This window comes from Rhizobium sp. A22-96 (genome assembly GCF_053521805.1).
This window is the reverse complement of the sequence record NZ_JBNWDQ010000001.1, coordinates 315,289-333,419: the sequence shown is the minus strand read 5'-3', so window position 1 is coordinate 333,419 and position 18,131 is coordinate 315,289. Positions and strand designations below refer to the sequence as shown.

Below are 18,131 nucleotides of genomic sequence, written 5' to 3'. Positions count from 1 at the left end.
GCCCTTTCAGGCGGGCGAGACGCGAGGGGCGGCATAGGAAACTGCAAAGCCCCGAGCGACTCCCTCCGCCAGCATGATCTGGTTCAGGTTCAAAGGGTGCTTCTCAGCCCGCTGAACAGCGGACGCCCCTGTCTCTCAATCCGCTTGTTTTCGCAGACAAAGGCGGCCCTGTCATCAGCAAATCGCAAACCAGGGCAGGCGGCGTCTCGATCGCACGCCCAAACCCTCCGGCAATCCATGCATCAGTTGCATGGGTGCAGTGCCACCTTGGCGCTGCAAAAGGGCAGGGGTTTGCACTATATGTTTGTCATCGAAGCGAACGAAGCGCCAAGCACGGCAGCTCAGCTTCGAATACCCAAGGAAAGGGGATCATCATGAACGTAGCACGCTCTTTCAATAACTGGCGCAAGTATCGTCAGACGGTTGCCGAACTGGGTCGCATGTCCACGCGCGAACTGCATGACCTCGGTATCGATCGCGGCGAAATCCGCAATGTCGCCCGCGCAGCCATTGCCGGCTAATAGTCCGACGACTGAATTTAGAGCCGTATTTCCTGGCGCCTGCTTCCTCCCGAGCAGGCGCTTTTGTTTTGTCCGCAAGGCAGCCGCGCGCTGCGCCGTCTGCCGAAAAAATGCACGACCCCAGCCTTAAGCTTTTCGCATAGCGCATAACTGCCCTGCAAAGAAATGCCTATGAACTGAGCAAAAGACTGGTATCTTCTACTCATCGAAGCGATGCACCTCCTCCCGCATCCCTTCGCTCTGCAGACGCCCTACTCCTCCTCCCAAGGGTCGTCTGCGCGAACAGCGCCACTCCTCCTCCCGCGCGCTGTTCATTATTGCCGAAAGCCTGCCGCACCTCCTCCCGCGGCAGGCTTTTTTCGTTTTATCCGGCACCATCCCAAAAGCGGCTCGCGCTCCTCTCGCAAAAATGAATTGCCGCTACTATGTGCGACTGACGTAGCGCGCTACATCGATGATCACGCCCAATCTGATTCACTGAAAATGAGAGGATGCCCATGACCGGTTCTGCCGAATACACGCCCCCTAAAGTCTGGACCTGGAACAAGGCGAATGGCGGCCAGTTCGCCAATATCAACCGGCCGATCGCCGGGCCTACCCATGAAAAGGAACTGCCTGTGGGACGCCATCCCCTGCAGCTTTATTCGCTGGGCACGCCAAATGGTGTGAAGGTCACCATCATGCTTGAAGAACTGCTGGCGCTTGGCCATAGCGGCGCGGAGTATGACGCCTGGCTGATCAAGATCGGCGATGGCGACCAGTTCGGCAGCGGCTTTGTCGACGTCAATCCCAACTCCAAGATCCCGGCCTTGCTGGATCGCAGCGGCCCCAAGCCGATCCGTGTGTTCGAATCGGGATCGATCCTGACCTATCTCGCCGAAAAGTTCGGCGCCTTCCTGCCGACCGAGCAGCCGGCGCGCGCCGAATGCCTGTCCTGGCTGTTCTGGCAGATGGGCAGCGCACCCTATCTCGGCGGTGGCTTCGGCCATTTCTTCGCCTATGCACCGACGAAGATAGAATATGCGATCGATCGTTTTGCCATGGAAGTGAAGCGCGAACTCGACGTGCTCGACCGTCGTCTGGCTGAGAGCGAATATATAGCTGGCAGCGAATACACGATCGCCGATATCGCAATCTGGCCCTGGTACGGCGGTCTCGCCAAGGGCTGGCAATATGGCGCGGCCGAATTCCTGCAGGTGCAGGACTATAAGAACGTCCAGCGCTGGGCCGAGCAGATCTACGCACGGCCGACTGTCAAGCGCGGCCGAATGGTCAACCGCATGTCGGGCGACCCATCTGAGCAGTTGCGTGAGCGCCACGACGCCAGCGATTTCGATACGAAGACGCAGGACAAGATCGCGCCCGCCGGCTGACATTCGGATTTCGCTCCCTATCCTGATAAACTCGCGGCCCAAAGCCGCGAGTTTTTTTGTTGCGTCTGTCGTTGAACGACAGGGCCTGCGGTCGCCAAGTCAGCCTCGCTCCATCTTGCTTGGCCTAATGTGCGGTTGCTGGCAGCTTTTTGCTGGCCGAATAGAACGCGGAGCATTCATGCAAGGCGTTCCGAACCACGATGCCAGAGGAATACTTCTCCATGCCGCAAATCGTTGACCACTGTGCCCGGGACAGGAATGTGGCTGCAGGCGCGCCGGTGCGACGGTTGGAGACGGAGGCGGCGACTCTTCTAAGATGCCTGATCTCGGGTGGCGACGAGAGACTGGATTGCGACGAAACCACAGGCCTCAACATGTATGGTCATGGTCCGTCACCCCGTCCGCGCGATCTCGCGTTCGGCTCGTCGACAGCTTCGACCATTTCCGCGGCGGCGTTTTCCGCCGTAAGTGCCTATTATTCCGAGTTGCAGCACGAGATGGAAAGCGGTTCGTCCGCCGAGATCTATGAGCGCGAAATCGGACAGATTCGCCATGATCTCCTGCGTCTGATCGGCCTTAATCACTCGTCTGACCAGCCACGCGTCGATGCCATATTGGCGACGTCGGGCACGGACATCCACCTCTTTGCCGCAGCTCTCTTGGCGCGCGAAGACGATCAGCCTTTGATGACGATCACCTTGATGGGCAATGAGACAGGCAGCGGTGTGATGATGGCCGCGTCCGGGCGGCATTTCATGGCGCGCGTCAGCAGCGACCAAGCCGTCGCGAAGGGCGAAGAGCTGAGAGATGGCGACGCTACGCGGAACGCGACCGTAGCCGTGCGCAACAAGGACGGCTCCCTGCGCACCGATCTCGAAGTCGAGGAAGAGCTGCGGGGTCTGATCGAGCTTGCCCGCGCAGCCGGCCTCAGATGCCTGCTCGTCGTGACTGATGTGTCCAAGACGAGCCTGTTGGCTCCAAGTCTGGAAACGGCTCTGCGTCTGAAGGCGCGCTTCGGCGCCATGCTCGACATCATGATCGACGCCTGCCAGTTCCGTCTTTCAGCAGCAACGATCCGCGCCTATCTCGCTCATGATTTCATGGTGGCCTTGACGGGTTCGAAATTTCTGGCCGGGCCGATTTTCAGCGGCGCCCTCCTGTGCCCCCCACCAGTATCGGAGCGCTTCAGACACCGTGCCGTGCCCGCAGCGCTTGCCGATTACTGCGGCAAGGCGGAATGGCCGGAAGACTGGGCAGCGCGTGAAGCCTTAACTTATCGTGCCAATTTTGGGCTGCTGTTGCGCTGGAAGGCGGCTTTGTTCGAACTCGAACGCTTCTCCGCCATCCCCGAGGAAAAGGTGATTGCGGTTCTCACTGCCTTCGCGGAAGCGGTCACCGCACGGCTTGAGAGCGATGCCGCTTTCGATCTCCTGGATACAAGGCCGCTTGATCGAAGCAATCTTTGGGGCGCATCGTCGATCCGCCGCTGGGATGAGATTCCTTCGATCATCTCGTTTTATCTGCGTAACACCCATGGCGCCGGCGTTTTGACGGTGACTGAGACTGCCAGCGTTTACAAGCAGCTTGCAATCGAAGAAGCCGAGCTTGCCGCTGTTCGTATCGGACAGCCTGTTCGTTGCGCCGATTTCGGTGATGTTCCGGCAAGCGCCCTTAGAATCTGCCTGAGCGCGCCTCTGATCGTTGCAGCTTGCGAAGGCGTTGCGGCGCTGTCGGATCTCATAGCCCAAGCCATGACGGTTCTCGATCGCACGGCGGACATGGCTGCTCGGGTATCGGCACAATCCGGCCACGGACAGGCTCTGCTCGCAAGCGCTTAAGGCGTTGCTTTAGGAATTTCGCCTGTCGTCCCCGTCGAAGCCGGCAAATTCGCCTCTTACGATGCCATGGCGCTGCAGCTTGTCGTAAAAGGTTTTCCTTGGGATTCCGAGTGCTTCGATGGTGCGGCGAACATCGCCGTTGTTTTGCGACAGGGTCTCGCGGATGAGCTCCGCCTCATAGCGTTCGATCCGGGCGGGCAGCGGCAGCGCCGCATCGGCGGCAGGCACGTCTCCAGGTTTTGCCGTCGTGCTTTCAAGGCCCAGCACGAAGCGCTCCGCAAAATGGGCCAGTTCGCGAACGTTTCCAGGCCAGTCATGCTGCTGCAGATGGCGGCGTACCGTGGTGGAGACAGCAGGCGCTTCGCGTTTGAAGCGGCTGGCGGCGCGTTCGGCGAAATAGCCGAATAGCAAGGGAATATCGTCGCGCCGGTCTCGTAGCGGCGGAATGGAGAGTGTGACGACGTTGAGCCGATAATAGAGATCCTCGCGGAAGTCGCCGCGCTGGCCGGGATCGCCAAGATCGACCTTTGCCGCTGCCACGACCCGCAGATCGATCGGCCGCACCTCGTTGGTTCCGAGCGGCGTCACCTCCCGCATCTCCAGAACGCGCAGCAACTGCACCTGAATTGCAGGCGGCATGCTCTCGATCTCATCGAGAAACAGCGTGCCTGAACTTGCATATTCGATGCGCCCGATACGCTTCTTCTGCGCGCCGGTGAATGCGCCGGGCTCATGACCGAAAAGTTCGCTTTCAATGACGGTTTCGGGCAGGGCGCCACAGTTGAGCGCCACGAAATTGCCTTTCGCACGCCGGCTCCAGCGATGCAGCAGGCTCGCAACGACTTCCTTGCCGCTGCCCGTCTCGCCTGTCACCAGCACATCGACATCCGTATCAGCGATCTGCCGCAACGTGTGACGCAGGCGCTCCATCGCCGGGGTCTGGCCGATGAGCGGAAGATCGCCCTGTGCTTGCTCGGCGGCGAGGCGAAGCGAGCGGTTTTCGAGAACAAGCCGGCGCTTCTCGGCGGCGCGCCGCACGCTCTGCACCAGCCGGTCGGTGGCGAAGGGCTTGGCGATGAAATCATAGGCGCCGTCCTGGATCGCCTGTACCGCCATCGGAATATCGCCGTGGCCGGTCACGAGGATAACAGGCAGGTCGGCGTCGCGCTCCTTGATGTGAGCGAAGAGCTGCTGCCCGTCCATCTGTGGCATGCGGATATCCGAAACGACGATCCCTGCGAAGCCGGGGGTGAGGGCGGCGAGCGCGTCACTTGCGACCGCGAAGGCCGAGACGGCAAAACCGGCGAGCTCAAGCGTCTGTTTCGTTGCCTTCAACAGATCCTTGTCATCATCGATGAGAAAGACCGGGGAGCTGTCGTTCATGTCGTGGCCCTGCACAAATGGATGGTGAAACGGGTACCGTCAGCATCGCTCTCGACCTCGATACGGCCGCCATAATCGACGACGATATCCTTGGAAATGACGAGGCCAAGGCCGAGACCCTTTTCCTTGGAGGTATTGAATGGCGTGAAGAGCGAATCGAGAATGGCGATCGGAATGCCAGGGCCATTATCCGAGACGATAATTTCGACATGATCGACCGTCTCATGCACCGAAACCTCGACTTTCGCGTTGTCTCGACCTTCGAGCGCTTCAAGAGCGTTCTGAAAGAGGTTGATCAACACCTGCTCCAGCCGGATTCTCGTGCCAACCACGTTAAGGCCCGGCGGCGGCAGCTCGATCTCGAGGGCATCGAGGCGGCCGGCGAAACGGCTTCTCAGCAGTATGACGGCGCCTTCGATCACGCTTCTCAGGTCCACCGGCTCCGCTGCCGTTCGGCCCTTGCGGGCAAAGGCCTTGAGCTCCTCGGTAATCGTGCTGATCCGCTCCGTCAGCGCTGCGATGGCAGACAGATTGTCCTTGACCGGTTCGCTCTGCTGCCTCTCGAGAAAGATATTGGCATTCTCGGCATAGGCGCGGATCGTTGCGAGCGGCTGGTTGATTTCGTGGGCGACGCCGGCAGCGACCTGGCCGAGAATGGCGAGGCGATTGGCCTGTACGAGATCCTGCTGGACCCCTTGCAGCTTCGCCTCCGTGGTGCGGTGGTCGGCAATCTCTGCCTCAAGGCGATCGCGAGCGCGGCTGAGATCTTCAGTTCGCTCCAGCACGCGCCGCTCCAGCTCCTCGCGGGCAATCCGGCTCACGGCAATCTGCATCGCGGAAACATGGCGTCGACGCAGCAGAAAGGCGGCGAAGGCCAGGATCGGCAAAAGGACGGTCAGCGCGAAAAAGCGCGTCTCGCGCACCGAGGAAGCAACTGCCTGATCTGTAGGAACCAGATAGCCGAGCTGCCAGGGCGTCGACGGGATTGCGGTTGTCAGCCGCAGATATTCTGCGGCACTGCTGCCGGGCAGGATGGCGCGCACGATGGTTGCGTCCGGCCCCACTGCTTCCGGCCGGTTGATCGGCAGCGGTGAAAGAGGGGCCGCGCCAAACTGCAGGCTCTTGCGAATGGTCGCGGCCTCCTCACGCGAAAGCGGTGAGGTGGTCATGAAGCGCCAGGAGGGCAGGCTGGTGATCAGCACGACGCCACGTTCGTCGGCGACATAGGCGGGGCGGCCGGTCTCGCTCCAATCTGCTTCCAGCTGGTCGAATTCCATCTTGACGACCACGACGCCAAGGGCGGAGCCGGCCTCGCCGACGCGGCGGGAAATATAGAGGCCAGGACGGTTGCTGACGGTGCCGAGGGCATAGTGTTCGGCCGTTCCCGTCTCCATGGCTTTTCGGAAGTAGTCGCGGAACGAATAATCGTTGCCGACGAAGCTCAGAGGCTCTCGCCAGTTGCTGGAGGCCATCGCGATGCCGTCCTTGCCGACGACGTAGAGAACTGACGCACTCGTGCCGGAAACCAGGCTTTCTAGTTTGCGATCGAGGGAGACGACGGCATCCGGCTCCCGCCCGGCGAGCGCGTCGCGCACCTGCTGGTCGTCCGCCAGCAACAATGGCAGCGCCCGCGGGCGCTCGAGCACCGCCCGCAAAAGAGCGACCTTGAGGTTCGCATCCGTATGCCCCTGTCGCTGCAATGTCTCTATGGCGGCGATGCGACCATAAAAATTGGCGCCATATAGGGTGGCGCCAATGACGGCGGCGCATAGGAGCGCGAATATAAGCCAGACCCTGCGGGATCGCCGGCTCAATTGTTCCGGCGTCAGAAATCGTTCCGTGGGTGGGCGCTGCAGCATTGCGATATTGTGCATGTTTTCGCGCGCATCGCAATCGGAGCTGTGTGGAATTTCGCACACGCCAACGAGCTTGTTACGTCGGGCGAAAATTAAGTCATTATAAATCAGTCATTTATCACTGCGTCACTCATCTGGCACGCTCGTTGCAAAGAAAGGCGGAACAGTCGGAGGCTGTTGAATTCTAGTCGTCGCCCGGAGGGCCGAGAAATCGGTTGGGCTTAACGGAGGACATCATGATTGCTCCCATCGCTGCCGCCGAAACGCGCGCTAAACTTCCCTTTTACCGGCATCTCTATGTGCAGGTTCTGACCGCCATCGCCGCAGGCATCCTGCTCGGCCATTACTATCCGCAGCTCGGCACGTCCCTGCAGCCGCTCGGCGATGCCTTCATCAAGCTGGTGCGCATGGTCATTGCGCCCGTCATCTTCCTGACGGTCGCGACCGGTATCGCCGGCATGTCCGACCTGAAGAAGTTCGGCCGCGTCGTCGGCAAGGCGTTCATCTACTTCCTGACCTTCTCGACCTTGGCGCTGATCGTCGGTCTCATCGTTGCCAATGTCGTGCAGCCGGGTGCCGGCATGCACATCAATCCGGCGACGCTGGATACCAAGGCCGTCACCAATTATGCGGCTCAGGCGCATGATGCTTCCGTCATCGGCTTCCTGATGAACATCATCCCGGATACGATCGTCGGCGCCTTTGCCAAGGGCGACATTCTCCAGGTGCTGTTCTTCTCGGTGGTCTTCGGTATCGCGCTTGGCGCTGCCGGCGAACGCGGCCGCCCGGTAACGGACTTCCTGCAGGCCCTGACCACGCCGATCTTCCGCATGGTTGCCCTGCTGATGAAGTTCGCTCCCATCGGTGCCTTCGGCGCCATGGCCTTCACCATCGGCAAATACGGCATCGGCACGATCGCCAACCTGGCATTCCTGATCGGCACCTTCTATCTGACCTCCATCTTCTTCGTGCTCGTGGTGCTCGGCGCCGTTGCCCGTTACAATGGCTTCTCGATCCTGGCCTTGATCCGCTACATCAAAGAAGAGCTGCTGCTGGTTCTCGGCACGTCGTCCTCGGAAGCAGCGCTGCCCGGCCTGATGAACAAGATGGAACGTGCTGGCTGCAAGCGCTCTGTCGTTGGACTCGTAATCCCGACGGGTTACTCTTTCAACCTTGACGGCACGAACATCTACATGACGCTGGCGGCGCTCTTCATTGCGCAGGCGACCGATACGCCGCTGGCGCTTGGTGACCAGATCCTGCTGCTGCTCGTGGCCATGTTGAGTTCAAAGGGTGCAGCCGGCATCACCGGTGCGGGCTTCATCACGCTTGCCGCCACGCTCGCAGTCGTGCCTTCGGTTCCGATCGCCGGCATGGCGCTGATCCTGGGTATCGACCGCTTCATGTCGGAATGCCGCGCGCTGACCAATTTTGTCGGCAACGCAGTCGCCACGATCGTGGTTGCCCGTTGGGAGAACGAACTCGATCAGACGAAGTTCGCCGCAGCCATGGCGGGCCAGTTGAGCGAAGAGATCGAAGTCCCCGCGCTACAGGCCGCCGAATAGGTTTTACGCTGATCCTTCCGCGATGTGAAACGGCCCCTTGGAGGGGCCGTTTTCAGTTTGCCGACCTGGTTGGCACAGTCGCATCCACGGGTGCCCCACGGCAAACCATGCCGCCCTCATCAACAGCCGCCTTCATAAAACTGTCACCGGAACGGCTCAGAGCATGGAGTAGAAAACTCCGAACTTCGGCAGAGTCCCAAGTAAGATAAACGGTGAGCGCATCGCAGAAGATCCCTGTGAATACGCGCTTAGCGGCTTTTGGACCGGTCTTGCTTCGGAAGACATCATCGCGGGTAGCCGAGGGCATGGCATCTTCAATATCAGCGCAGGAAAAAGCCACGAGGCGGTCGGAGAGTTTCTTGTCTGAACTCGCCTCCCACACCGACGCGCTGCTTCATGGTCGGGCCTATGAGCAATATGCTGCCATCTGCTACCGAAAATCGGCAGAGCGGGGCGCCGCAGAAGTCCTGATCGTCACGAGTCGCGAAAGCGGGCGCTGGGTTGTTCCCAAAGGCTGGCCGATCAAGGGAAAGAAGCCGCATGAGGTGGCAGCCATAGAAGCGTTCGAAGAGGCCGGCGTGCGCGGAAAGGTGAAGAAGAAGCCCTTTGGCTACTTCACCTATATAAAGCAGCTCGCCGGTGGCAATGGTGTTCCCTGTGTGGTGGAGCTGCATCTGCTCGAAGTCGAGCGCACTTTCGAGGATTTTCCAGAACGTGGCCAGCGCCGCAGTGAGTGGGTCTCCTTTATAGAGGCTGCCAGTCGCGTCCGCGAACCGGAGCTCAAGGGACTTCTCCTCGCGGCTGAACGAAAGCTGGGAAAGGCCAGAAGCAAGAAGTAGCCCGACGGCTACTTCTTTCATGTCGTAGCCTATATCTGGTCGTTGATGATCACTCGTGAACGCACAGAAAGCCACGGCCTTACGACGATAGCGCATACGGTTACTCGCTCTCCCGATTCTGCCAAACGAGCTGCGAGCCAGGAGATTGGCTGCTATGCGCTTCCACGCTTGCCTATGCCGCATTGATGCCTATATTGACCCAGCATTCGGCCATATGTTTTTGGGCCGAGATGCTCCATGGCTGCAATAGCTGCCTTCACCCGGCAACCTTTGTCGGCGGACTTTGGAAGGAGAAATTTCATGTCCATTACTCAGAACAATATCGATAGTTCAAAGGCTTCCACCGTTCCCCATGGTGAAATCGCTGCTGCCGTGCGGCAGGCCCGCGAAGCCATTGGTTACACGATTGCCGATCTCTCTGAGACCTGTGGTCTCACCAGTGAGGAAATTGTTGAAATAGAGGCCGGCGCCGAGGCTGATCCGGCGAAACTTCGGCGGATCGCTGCCGCGTTGCAGGTTCCGCCTTCGACTTTCTTCATCGTCTGAGCAATAGGCGCACCCCGGTGCAGGGTGCGCCAACAAGCGCCGCTACGGCGATCGATATCAAGCCCGCATAATGACATCGCGCTATGAAAACCGGTGTCGACGGTTATCTTTCTAATCGGATAGCGGCTGCGGCGCCGCCTTGTGCGGCTCTTTAGTATATGCCTGTTCATGAGCGCGCTGCCATCGATTCGAGCTGGCGGCGGCGACGCGCCGAGTTTCTGTGTCGGCTCGATCTCCGGGAGGCTGGTGATTACCACGAAAGGCAGCCAGGGATGATATTCCATTAGCGGAATACTGCTTCAAATGTGAAACGACTCGCTGGACTTTTAATAGAAAAATCCCTATATTTATACATGAAAAATAAGCCAAACGAGACGGCGCGGACCGGTAATTATGTCTTTTGTTGGGACGATACTGGTCAAAGTCAACAAAAAGCTCTAGTCTAGATATCATAGTTGCTTTGAATAAATAGTACTTTCTGTTGGCGCACTGTATCGTGGTTGTCTGGGCCCGCCGGGGACTCAGCGGACGCGTGTGGGGAAATGTTGCCATGCGGCAGAATAGCAATAACTTTGGAGCCGATCTCATCGTCGGTGAGAAGCTGGTCGATCCCGAAGCCCCTGACACCTCCACCGCTTCGGCCCAATCTGATGGCAGTTTGTTCAGCTCGCCAGAGCTAACAAGCTCCAGCGATATCATACCAATCAACGATGTCGGAACCGGCGAGCAAAGCCAAATCGCGCATGACATGTCGCTTCTGGCCGACATGGTGGCGAGACGAAGGGCGGCTAAGAGGGGAGGGCTCGTGGCCGAGGACTGGCGAGACTTCGGTTCTGCCGGCGTGAGCGACAGCCAATCCGTAGCATTCTTGCCGGTCAGACTAGCAGTGCGAGGCAAAGACGCGGTTGAAGTTATCGACTCGATCGAGAAAGCCGTTGAATACCTGACAACATTATGGCCTGTGCGTCATGGCGAGGCATTTGAGGGCGCCCTTAAAAGCTGCATCGATGGCATCAAGGGCAGAGCGTCGCCGCAGCAAGTTCGCTCGACTTTCGTCAATGCCGCCAATGCGGCGGGAATTCTCATACTTCCCTGACACGAACGTCAATCCATCGGCCGGGCGCCGCATATGCTCTTTGTTTTATGGCGCCATTAAAGCTTGAACAGCGCGCGGAAAGGCTTCCATCCGCCTCCGCAAGGAGGCCCGATCGTTGCTCTTAACAAAGCGCTCGGACCTCCCGACCATCGCAATTTGGCGGTTGCGATAGTGACAAAGATGTGGCCCGCGACGGTATGATCGTCCATGCGAGAAACGACAGAAGGGGCCAGATCGCGCCTGGCGGCGGAAAGCCTGCGCCAGAGTAAGTGAAGGCTTAACTGTGGATTGCCGTATGTCTCATAGCATTACAACGCCAGCGCGATTGCGGCATGGCAGGGCTGACGCGGCATTCGGCTGCCGCAGCGAAATGGTGCTGATTCTTCGCGGATGCGCCTTGAGGCAGGGAGGCGTAAGAGGATGAGGAGGCCCGACGATCCTTCAAGGGTCCGCCCCGTCGAGCCTCCCGCTGCAGAGGATGAATATCTGCAGTAGCGGCCTAAACCTGCAGATTACCACCGGGCAGGTCTATTTGAAAAACGACATCACACACTGGATTGCGTCGTCATTCCGATCGCACCCGAACGGCCGCTTTTCATGCGCGGCGAAGCTCCACGACAACGACACCATACAGAATCAGCACGCTTCAGGCGGGATGGTACCGCTCACTGCCTCGACATTAATGCGTCGACAAGTTGTAGTTTTCATATTTCGATTAGCGTCATGTATAATAGCAGTATTACAACAATACATATTACGACAGGACTATACAAAAAAAGCATACATTCCGATAATATTTATTAGAGACTGCGTATTTACAGATATAAACGCGTCTATATTATGGCCTCGGCGTGAACTTTCGCAAGTTACATGTTGATTCATGTGAATTCCTTCGAGGAGAATTTTCGAATGGGTAAGATTTTGGGATCTACCGCCTTCCTTCTGGCAACGGTTGCGGCAAGTGTGGGTTATGCGGCCGACCTCTCAGTCTCAACTCCGCCGCAGGCGCCGGTGGATGTGGCGCCGACGTTTTCGTGGACAGGCTTTTACGTCGGTTTGAATGCAGGCGGCGGGTTCGGCGGCAAGGACGACGTCGGTTTCCATTCTTTTGGAAACTATCTGGGCAGATACGGCAAGCTTGACGGGTCCGGATTCCTCGGGGGCGGTCAGGTCGGCTACAACTATCAGTTCGATCCTAACTGGGTGGTCGGCCTGGAAGCCGATTTCCAGGGTGCCGACATCAGCGACTCGTTCAGCAACAGTGCAGCGAGCGCTTCTTCGAAGATCGACTGGTACGGCACAGTCCGTCCACGCATCGGTTACTCCTATGACAATACTTTGTTCTATGGCACCGGCGGTCTTGCCTATGGCCATGTCAAATACGACGGCTCGGTCGCCGGTGTCGGCAGTTTCAGCGACGACAAGACCAAGGCCGGCTGGACGATAGGTGCCGGTATCGAACACGCTTTCACCGATCACGTGACGGCGAAACTCGAATATCAATATGTCGATTTCGGCAGCAGCAACGTGGGTGGAGACGCGCTTAATTCCAAAGCAAGCCTCGACTTCCATGCCATTCGGGTAGGTTTGAACTACAAGTTCTGACGATTGGTTTGCCCAAAAGACAAGAGATTAGTCTAAACAGAGAGAGGATAATCGTATGGCTTTGATTGGCATTAACCTAATCAACAATGGGACAACTACTATCAACAGTAGTAACGTTGGCAACCCAGGAGACACGATCCAGCTCAACCTGGTCGCCAGCGGCACCGTTGTCGTCGACGGCGTCAATGCCGATATCAGTAATATCGTTGGCATCGGTGCGGCTTCAAACACTACAATTGAAGCAATCAATGGTGCGAACGTAACGATCAATGCCGGCCTTGCAAGCGTCGGTGCAGGATCGACATACACTTATGGCATCGGTGCTGGCTCCAGCATTACGGTCGACGCGAGTGCTCTCAACGTCGGCCTGTTGAATGGCGTTACCGTTGACTTTGCTACCGCAAACGGCAGCGGCCTCTTCGTCTACAATCCCGGCGGCATCAACTTGAACATTTCGACGCCACCCAACGTCACAAACGTTCAATCGGGCGACAGGATTGAAGTGGCGGGCTCCGCTTCCGTCCAGCAGTCCGGAAATACCGTAACCTTCTATGGCGCATTGGGTATTCTCAGCCCGCTGGGCTCCTATACGATACCGGCGGGCGTCACCTACACTTATGATGCGGCAACGGATACGCTGACATTCACGAGCTGCTTCATGCGGGGTACACTGATCAGGACGCCGGAAGGAGATGTACCAGTCGAGGATCTGCGCGTCGGCGATCTGGTGGTCACACACAAAGGTGTCGCAGAAATCAAGTGGGTCGGCCGTCGTATGATCGATCCCAAGGCGATCGACAAGCCGCGGGAAACGTTACCGATCCGCATCCAGGCCGGCGCTATTGCCGAGAATATTCCGGCACGCGACCTGTTCGTGTCTCCGGATCATTGCATGTTCCTTGAGGAGTCATTGATTCCTGCAAAATTCCTCGTCAACGAGACGACGATCACGCAGGAAGCGACGCTGGCGCCGTTCGAATACTACCATATCGAACTGGACCAACACAGCATCATCCTGGCGGAAGGTGCTCAGACCGAAACCTATCTTGATCTCGGTGGACGCCTATCGTTCCTCGAGCCCGGTGTTCTGCGTTTTGGTCCGGTAACCGGTACACGCACCTGGAACGACTGGTGCTACCCGCCGGTTTACGCAGGCTCGGTGCTGGAAGCCGCACGCCTGACGCTCGATGATCGCGCACGGGAACTGGGCTATGTCGTTGAGGAAGCCAAGGCTTCCTAACGAAACGTTGGAATAACAGCAGGGCGGGCGGCTTCGGCCGTCCGCTCCATGAAAAGAATGATATAGGCGGCGTTTCCTCATTTGAATTTTCTTATGCTCCAGAAGCATCGGCAAATGCAGCATAGCGCCTGTCTGTTTGTCTCCAGGGCTTGGGAGAACTGAATGCGTTCAGATGATATCGTTTCGCCCTATTCGCTCAATGTCGGACAGACTGAGGAGCGATCTTTACTGAAAAGATTCTCCGGCAAAACGGTCTTCTTCGACGGCGTGTTCAAAGGCGATTACAGCCTGGCGATCGTCAATCGCCATCTCGCGCAGGCGCTGATCGACCTGGGCATCAAACTCACCTGCTATACGGCGGAGAATGATTGGCAGAGCGACACCAACCTGTCGGCTGCCACCGACATCACGCGCCGCATGCGTGATGACTATCCATCCAAAGGCAGCTTCGATATCCATCTGCGCAACACGTGGCCGCCGGCAACCCACAATATGGTCGGTCGCACCAATGCCTATGTCGCGTTCGCGTGGGAAGAACTCGAATTCCCGCAATATCTGGTGGATCGGTTCAATAGCGATCTCGATCTCATCACGGTTATCTCGAATTTCGTCCACGACAGTTTCGAACGATCCGGCATCACAATCCCGGTGGAAATCACCGGAAACGGTTGCGATCATCTGTCCGCCGCTTTTGGAGACCTGCCCGCAGCCCAATCGGACAGCGGGCGTCGACGCATCCTGCATGTATCTTCGTGCTTTGCGCGGAAGGGTATCGATGTTCTGATCGAAGCGTTTCTGCGCAGTTTCAGGGCAGGTGAGCCGGTCGAACTGGTGATCAAGACCTTTCCTAATCCGAACAACATATTGGCATCAGTGCTTGAGGAAAAACGGGACAGGCTCGCCGATGCGCCACCCATCATCATCATTGAAGAGCATTATGAGCCTGCTCAGCTTCGTGCGCTCTATAAGTCCGCGGCGATGTTGGTGGCACCCAGCCGGGGCGAAGGTTTCGGTCTGCCCCTGGCGGAGGCCATGTTGCTCGATGTCCCAGTAGTGACGACGAATTACAGCGGCCAGATCGATTTTTGCCGCCCCGATACCGCTTGGCTCGTTGATTATCACATGTCTGCCTCGCAGGCTCATGTGGCGGGCTCCCACAGTCTCTGGGCGGAGCCTTCGGTAGAGCATCTCGGCTTGCAGATGCGCGCAGTCCTCGATCATCCTGAGGAAGCCCGCCTTCGAGGCGAGAGGGCCAAGAGGCTGCTCACGGCCCATTTCAGCTGGCGTTCCGTTGCACTGCGAACGCTCGCCGCTCTCGCCAAACCCGCTCCCGTCGCAGCTGAACCGCGGCGCGATTGGTCGCTTGATCTCATTTCGTCCTGGCAGCAGCAGTGCGGCATTGCCACCTATTCGCAACACCTCTACAGCACGCCTGCTTTCGAGGACAGGATTGATCATATCTTCGCTCGGCGGATCATGAACGACGATTTGCCGGAGGCTTCTTCTGACCGTGTGGAGGCAACGCCACGCAGCATGTCGAGATTGTGGGGCTATGATCTTGCGTCTCTGAAGCGCCTTGCCGGACGGCTGGAGCAGGGGCGGGCGGATGTCCTGTGGATGCAGCATCATCCAGGGTTCTTTTCTGCGCCTGATATGGAGTTGCTGGTGCAGCCGTTGGCGGCGACCGGCCATCGATTGCGCGTCTTGACCATGCATAGCGTCAAGGAGGCTCTGCGGGGCGGCGCTTTGAGTTGGACCCGTGCATTCGACGTGGTCTTTGTGCATTCGGCAGAAGACGCGGCCGCTCTTTCTGCTGCCGGTCACCCAAATCCGGTCGTCATTCCACATGGTGTGCTTCGCGAGCCAGAGGAGGCGTCGAAGCCGGACCCATCGTGCTTTACCATCGGCTCTTTTGGCTTCCTGATGCCGCACAAGAACATCGATCGGCTGGTGCTGGCCTTTGCCGAGGCGCTGAACTACGAGCCAAGACTGCGATTGAAGCTATTCAACTGCATCGTGCCGAACGACGAGTCGCGCGCAACACGGGCGATGGTCGAAAATCTGATCGACTATCTGGGAATATCGGACAAGGTAACGGCGCGTTTCGACTTCGTTCCCGAAGGGGAGCTGCGGCGTGAACTCATGACCTGCGACCTGCTTTCGTTCCTGTACGGCCATTCAACCGAGACGGCGACAGGAGCGGCTCGCATCGCGATGAGTGTCAACCGTCCCCTGTTATGCTCTCGCTCACCGGTGCTGCGGGATTTGTGGCCGTTCAGCCATGTGGTGAAAAGCTCGGAGATCGAATGCATCGCCGAGGCGCTGCTGAGCCTCGCGCAAAATCCTTCCCTCCTGACGATGCTGGATCGGGATCGCAGCCAGGCAGCGCATTGGTATTCATATCCGCGGACTGCGGCACGCTACGTCACCGCAATCGAAAAAATGTTAGGGGGCAATATTGACCGTCGCCGAGTTGCATAGGCAGCCTTTGAGCGTGCCTCCGAAAGACGTATTTTCATTGCCAGCCGAATCCTTCATCGATGCGTGGGCGAGGGCGTTGGATCTGACGGAGAGTGATCTCACTTCTGACGATCGCCTTTCACTGGCAAATGCCATTCGTAACGGTACCAACCGGTTGCGGATAGTTGACGCGCTAAAGGCGCGTCGTCCAGTGCCATCTCAGGTGAGCAGTTTGTCCAGCGTGCAGGCACTTCGACGAGAGCCCGATCAATTCGCCATGGTGGAGAATTTCGTTCGTTTCGCGCGTGAGGATGATAGTGCCTTCCTGCGTTTCGCCTTTTCGCGAATCTGCGGCAGAGATCCGACCTCGGCCGAACGGCTGGAATTGGAATTCGATCTCAGGCGGCGCGTTCTTACCCGCACCGCAGTCGTAAAGAGAATCGTCGCCATCGCCCGCCGGGATGGCCAAACCGCTTACTGGGATACATTGCTGCCCGACAGCGAAAACGAGGTGCGGGAAACTGCCGATTTCTCGAATGCAAGCATCACTCCCTCCGGACTGCTGGTCAACACAGACGGACAGGCGATGGTCGTCTTCGTGCGCGAGGTCGAGAATATTGGCTGGATGATCGGTCCCGACCTCATGCGCCAGCCTTTGCAAATCAATGACGGCAATTGGAGCGTCCAGCCGGGCTGGCTGCTGACAGGTCCGAAACGCAGTTTCGCAGATGGAGACTGGCTGCTCGATCTCGATCTCATCCAGCCGCAGACAGCAAAGCTGGATATCGAAATCGTCGCCAATTCAGGCCTTGATGTACTTCAGGCCATGACGCTGGTTGGTTCCTTTTCGGGGACGGTGTGCGTTGCCATCAAGCGGGAGCATCGCTTCCTCGAGTTGCGAATTCGCATTCACGAACGCAGCCCGGAAGATTCCTGGTTGCGTCCCCGCAATATCTCCATGCGGCAAATATCATGATACGAGAGCTACGATTTGCATCAACGCTTCTTCGCGTCGGCCAGGCGGCGACAGAAAATAAGGCGCCGGTGAATCTTCTGGCCGAGGCCGATGCAGCGCGAGATCGACAGGATTGGGCGACTGCCGCCTATTATTACGCGCAGGCAGTCGAGCAGCAGCCTGGTCGGCTCGGGTTGTTTGTGCAGCTCGGGCATGCCTACAAGGAAAGTGGCGATTACGAAGCGGCCCTCGAAGCCTACAGGCATTTCCTCGAAGAGGAACCCGACGATGCCGAGATTCATCTACAGCTCGGCCACCTCTATAATCGTATGAGCAATCTCGAAGCAGCACTCCAATGGTACGATCGCGCCCATGCGCTTGCGCCAAATGATGCTGAGATAACCCAACATACGGAGGCTGCCCGCCGGCGGTTTTCGCGCACCGATGTCGAGCTCAAGCGGCGCAAAGCCATGGAACTCGTCGAGGCGAGGCGCTGGCAGCTTGCGCGTGCCGAACTGCGGGAACTGGTGGTCGAGAACGGTGAAGACGACCTGATCGCCGTCTATGCGAACGTTACCAAGGAAACCGGTGATTTCGACGAAGCCTTGCAGCTCTACAATGTTTATCGCGAGTATGCCAAAGGCCGCGATCCGGCTGCAGTGATCGATGTCGAGATACAGACAGCGCATCTTTACAAGGCGATGCGGGATATCGAATCCGCCTTGCGCCATTATATCCGGGCACGAGAGGCCGAATTTGATCTCTACGGCCATACTCCCCCGGATTCGATTTCCGGACAGGAAATTCGCGCTTGCATGGCGCAGATATATACCTGCTTCTGGCATCCCAATTAA

Annotated in this window: 14 protein-coding genes and 1 riboswitch; of the genes, 12 read left to right on the top strand and 2 right to left on the bottom strand. The window is 58.1% G+C overall.

The genetic code is table 11. The features are described 5' to 3' along the window. Positions 1-43 precede the first annotated feature (43 nt). Positions 44-140: riboswitch (TPP riboswitch) on the bottom strand. A gap of 234 nt (positions 141-374) precedes the next feature. From ACQZ6F_RS01465 to ACQZ6F_RS01455, 3 genes are all read left to right on the top strand, one after another. Continuing rightward, positions 375-521 carry a DUF1127 domain-containing protein gene (locus ACQZ6F_RS01465; RefSeq protein WP_077468184.1) on the top strand — a complete coding sequence of 49 codons (147 nt, stop codon included), beginning with the start codon at positions 375-377 and terminating at the stop codon, positions 519-521. A 497-nt stretch (positions 522-1,018) separates the two neighbouring features. Next, positions 1,019-1,894, top strand: coding sequence for a glutathione-dependent disulfide-bond oxidoreductase (gene yghU / locus ACQZ6F_RS01460; RefSeq protein WP_449095726.1), 876 nt, complete (start codon positions 1,019-1,021; stop codon positions 1,892-1,894). 221 nt (positions 1,895-2,115) lie between these two features. Continuing rightward, on the top strand, positions 2,116-3,732 hold the full coding sequence (locus tag ACQZ6F_RS01455; RefSeq protein ID WP_449095725.1) for a hypothetical protein: 1,617 nt from the start codon (positions 2,116-2,118) through the stop codon (positions 3,730-3,732). 9 nt (positions 3,733-3,741) lie between these two features. On the opposite strand, the gene ACQZ6F_RS01450 is transcribed toward ACQZ6F_RS01455, so the two are convergent. Both ACQZ6F_RS01450 and ACQZ6F_RS01445 read right to left on the bottom strand, forming a co-directional pair. Continuing rightward, positions 3,742-5,115 (bottom strand): sigma-54-dependent transcriptional regulator, encoded by a 1,374-nt coding sequence (locus ACQZ6F_RS01450; protein WP_449095724.1) that lies wholly within the window; start codon positions 5,113-5,115, stop codon positions 3,742-3,744. After that, positions 5,112-6,989 (bottom strand): sensor histidine kinase, encoded by a 1,878-nt coding sequence (locus ACQZ6F_RS01445; RefSeq protein WP_449095723.1) that lies wholly within the window; start codon positions 6,987-6,989, stop codon positions 5,112-5,114. Before ACQZ6F_RS01445 ends, ACQZ6F_RS01450 begins: the two co-directional genes overlap by 4 nt. Before the next feature lie 218 nt (positions 6,990-7,207). Between ACQZ6F_RS01445 and ACQZ6F_RS01440 the strand changes: the two genes are divergently transcribed. The 9 genes from ACQZ6F_RS01440 (at position 7,208) to ACQZ6F_RS01400 (ending at position 18,131) form a co-directional block, all read left to right on the top strand. Then, on the top strand, positions 7,208-8,536 hold the full coding sequence (locus ACQZ6F_RS01440) for a dicarboxylate/amino acid:cation symporter (RefSeq protein ID WP_068392667.1): 1,329 nt from the start codon (positions 7,208-7,210) through the stop codon (positions 8,534-8,536). 359 nt (positions 8,537-8,895) lie between these two features. Further along, entirely contained in the window at positions 8,896-9,375 is a 480-nt protein-coding gene (locus ACQZ6F_RS01435; protein ID WP_246662720.1) for an NUDIX hydrolase, read from the top strand. A gap of 300 nt (positions 9,376-9,675) precedes the next feature. Then, entirely contained in the window at positions 9,676-9,921 is a 246-nt protein-coding gene (locus tag ACQZ6F_RS01430) for a helix-turn-helix domain-containing protein (protein ID WP_077468189.1), read from the top strand. 550 nt (positions 9,922-10,471) lie between these two features. Further along, positions 10,472-11,017, top strand: a complete 546-nt coding sequence (locus tag ACQZ6F_RS01425; RefSeq protein ID WP_077468190.1) for a DUF982 domain-containing protein — start codon at positions 10,472-10,474, stop codon at positions 11,015-11,017. Positions 11,018-11,926: 909 nt separating this feature from the next. After that, positions 11,927-12,622: an outer membrane protein gene (locus ACQZ6F_RS01420; protein ID WP_077468191.1), complete on the top strand. Its 696-nt coding sequence runs from the start codon at positions 11,927-11,929 to the stop codon at positions 12,620-12,622. A gap of 55 nt (positions 12,623-12,677) precedes the next feature. Beyond that, positions 12,678-13,862 (top strand): Hint domain-containing protein, encoded by a 1,185-nt coding sequence (locus tag ACQZ6F_RS01415; protein WP_077468192.1) that lies wholly within the window; start codon positions 12,678-12,680, stop codon positions 13,860-13,862. A gap of 162 nt (positions 13,863-14,024) precedes the next feature. Further along, positions 14,025-16,343 carry a glycosyltransferase family 4 protein gene (locus ACQZ6F_RS01410; protein WP_449095722.1) on the top strand — a complete coding sequence of 773 codons (2,319 nt, stop codon included), beginning with the start codon at positions 14,025-14,027 and terminating at the stop codon, positions 16,341-16,343. 211 nt (positions 16,344-16,554) lie between these two features. After that, positions 16,555-17,298 carry a hypothetical protein gene (locus tag ACQZ6F_RS01405; protein WP_449095721.1) on the top strand — a complete coding sequence of 248 codons (744 nt, stop codon included), beginning with the start codon at positions 16,555-16,557 and terminating at the stop codon, positions 17,296-17,298. Positions 17,299-17,366: 68 nt separating this feature from the next. Continuing rightward, positions 17,367-18,131, top strand: a complete 765-nt coding sequence (locus ACQZ6F_RS01400) for a tetratricopeptide repeat protein (protein ID WP_449095720.1) — start codon at positions 17,367-17,369, stop codon at positions 18,129-18,131.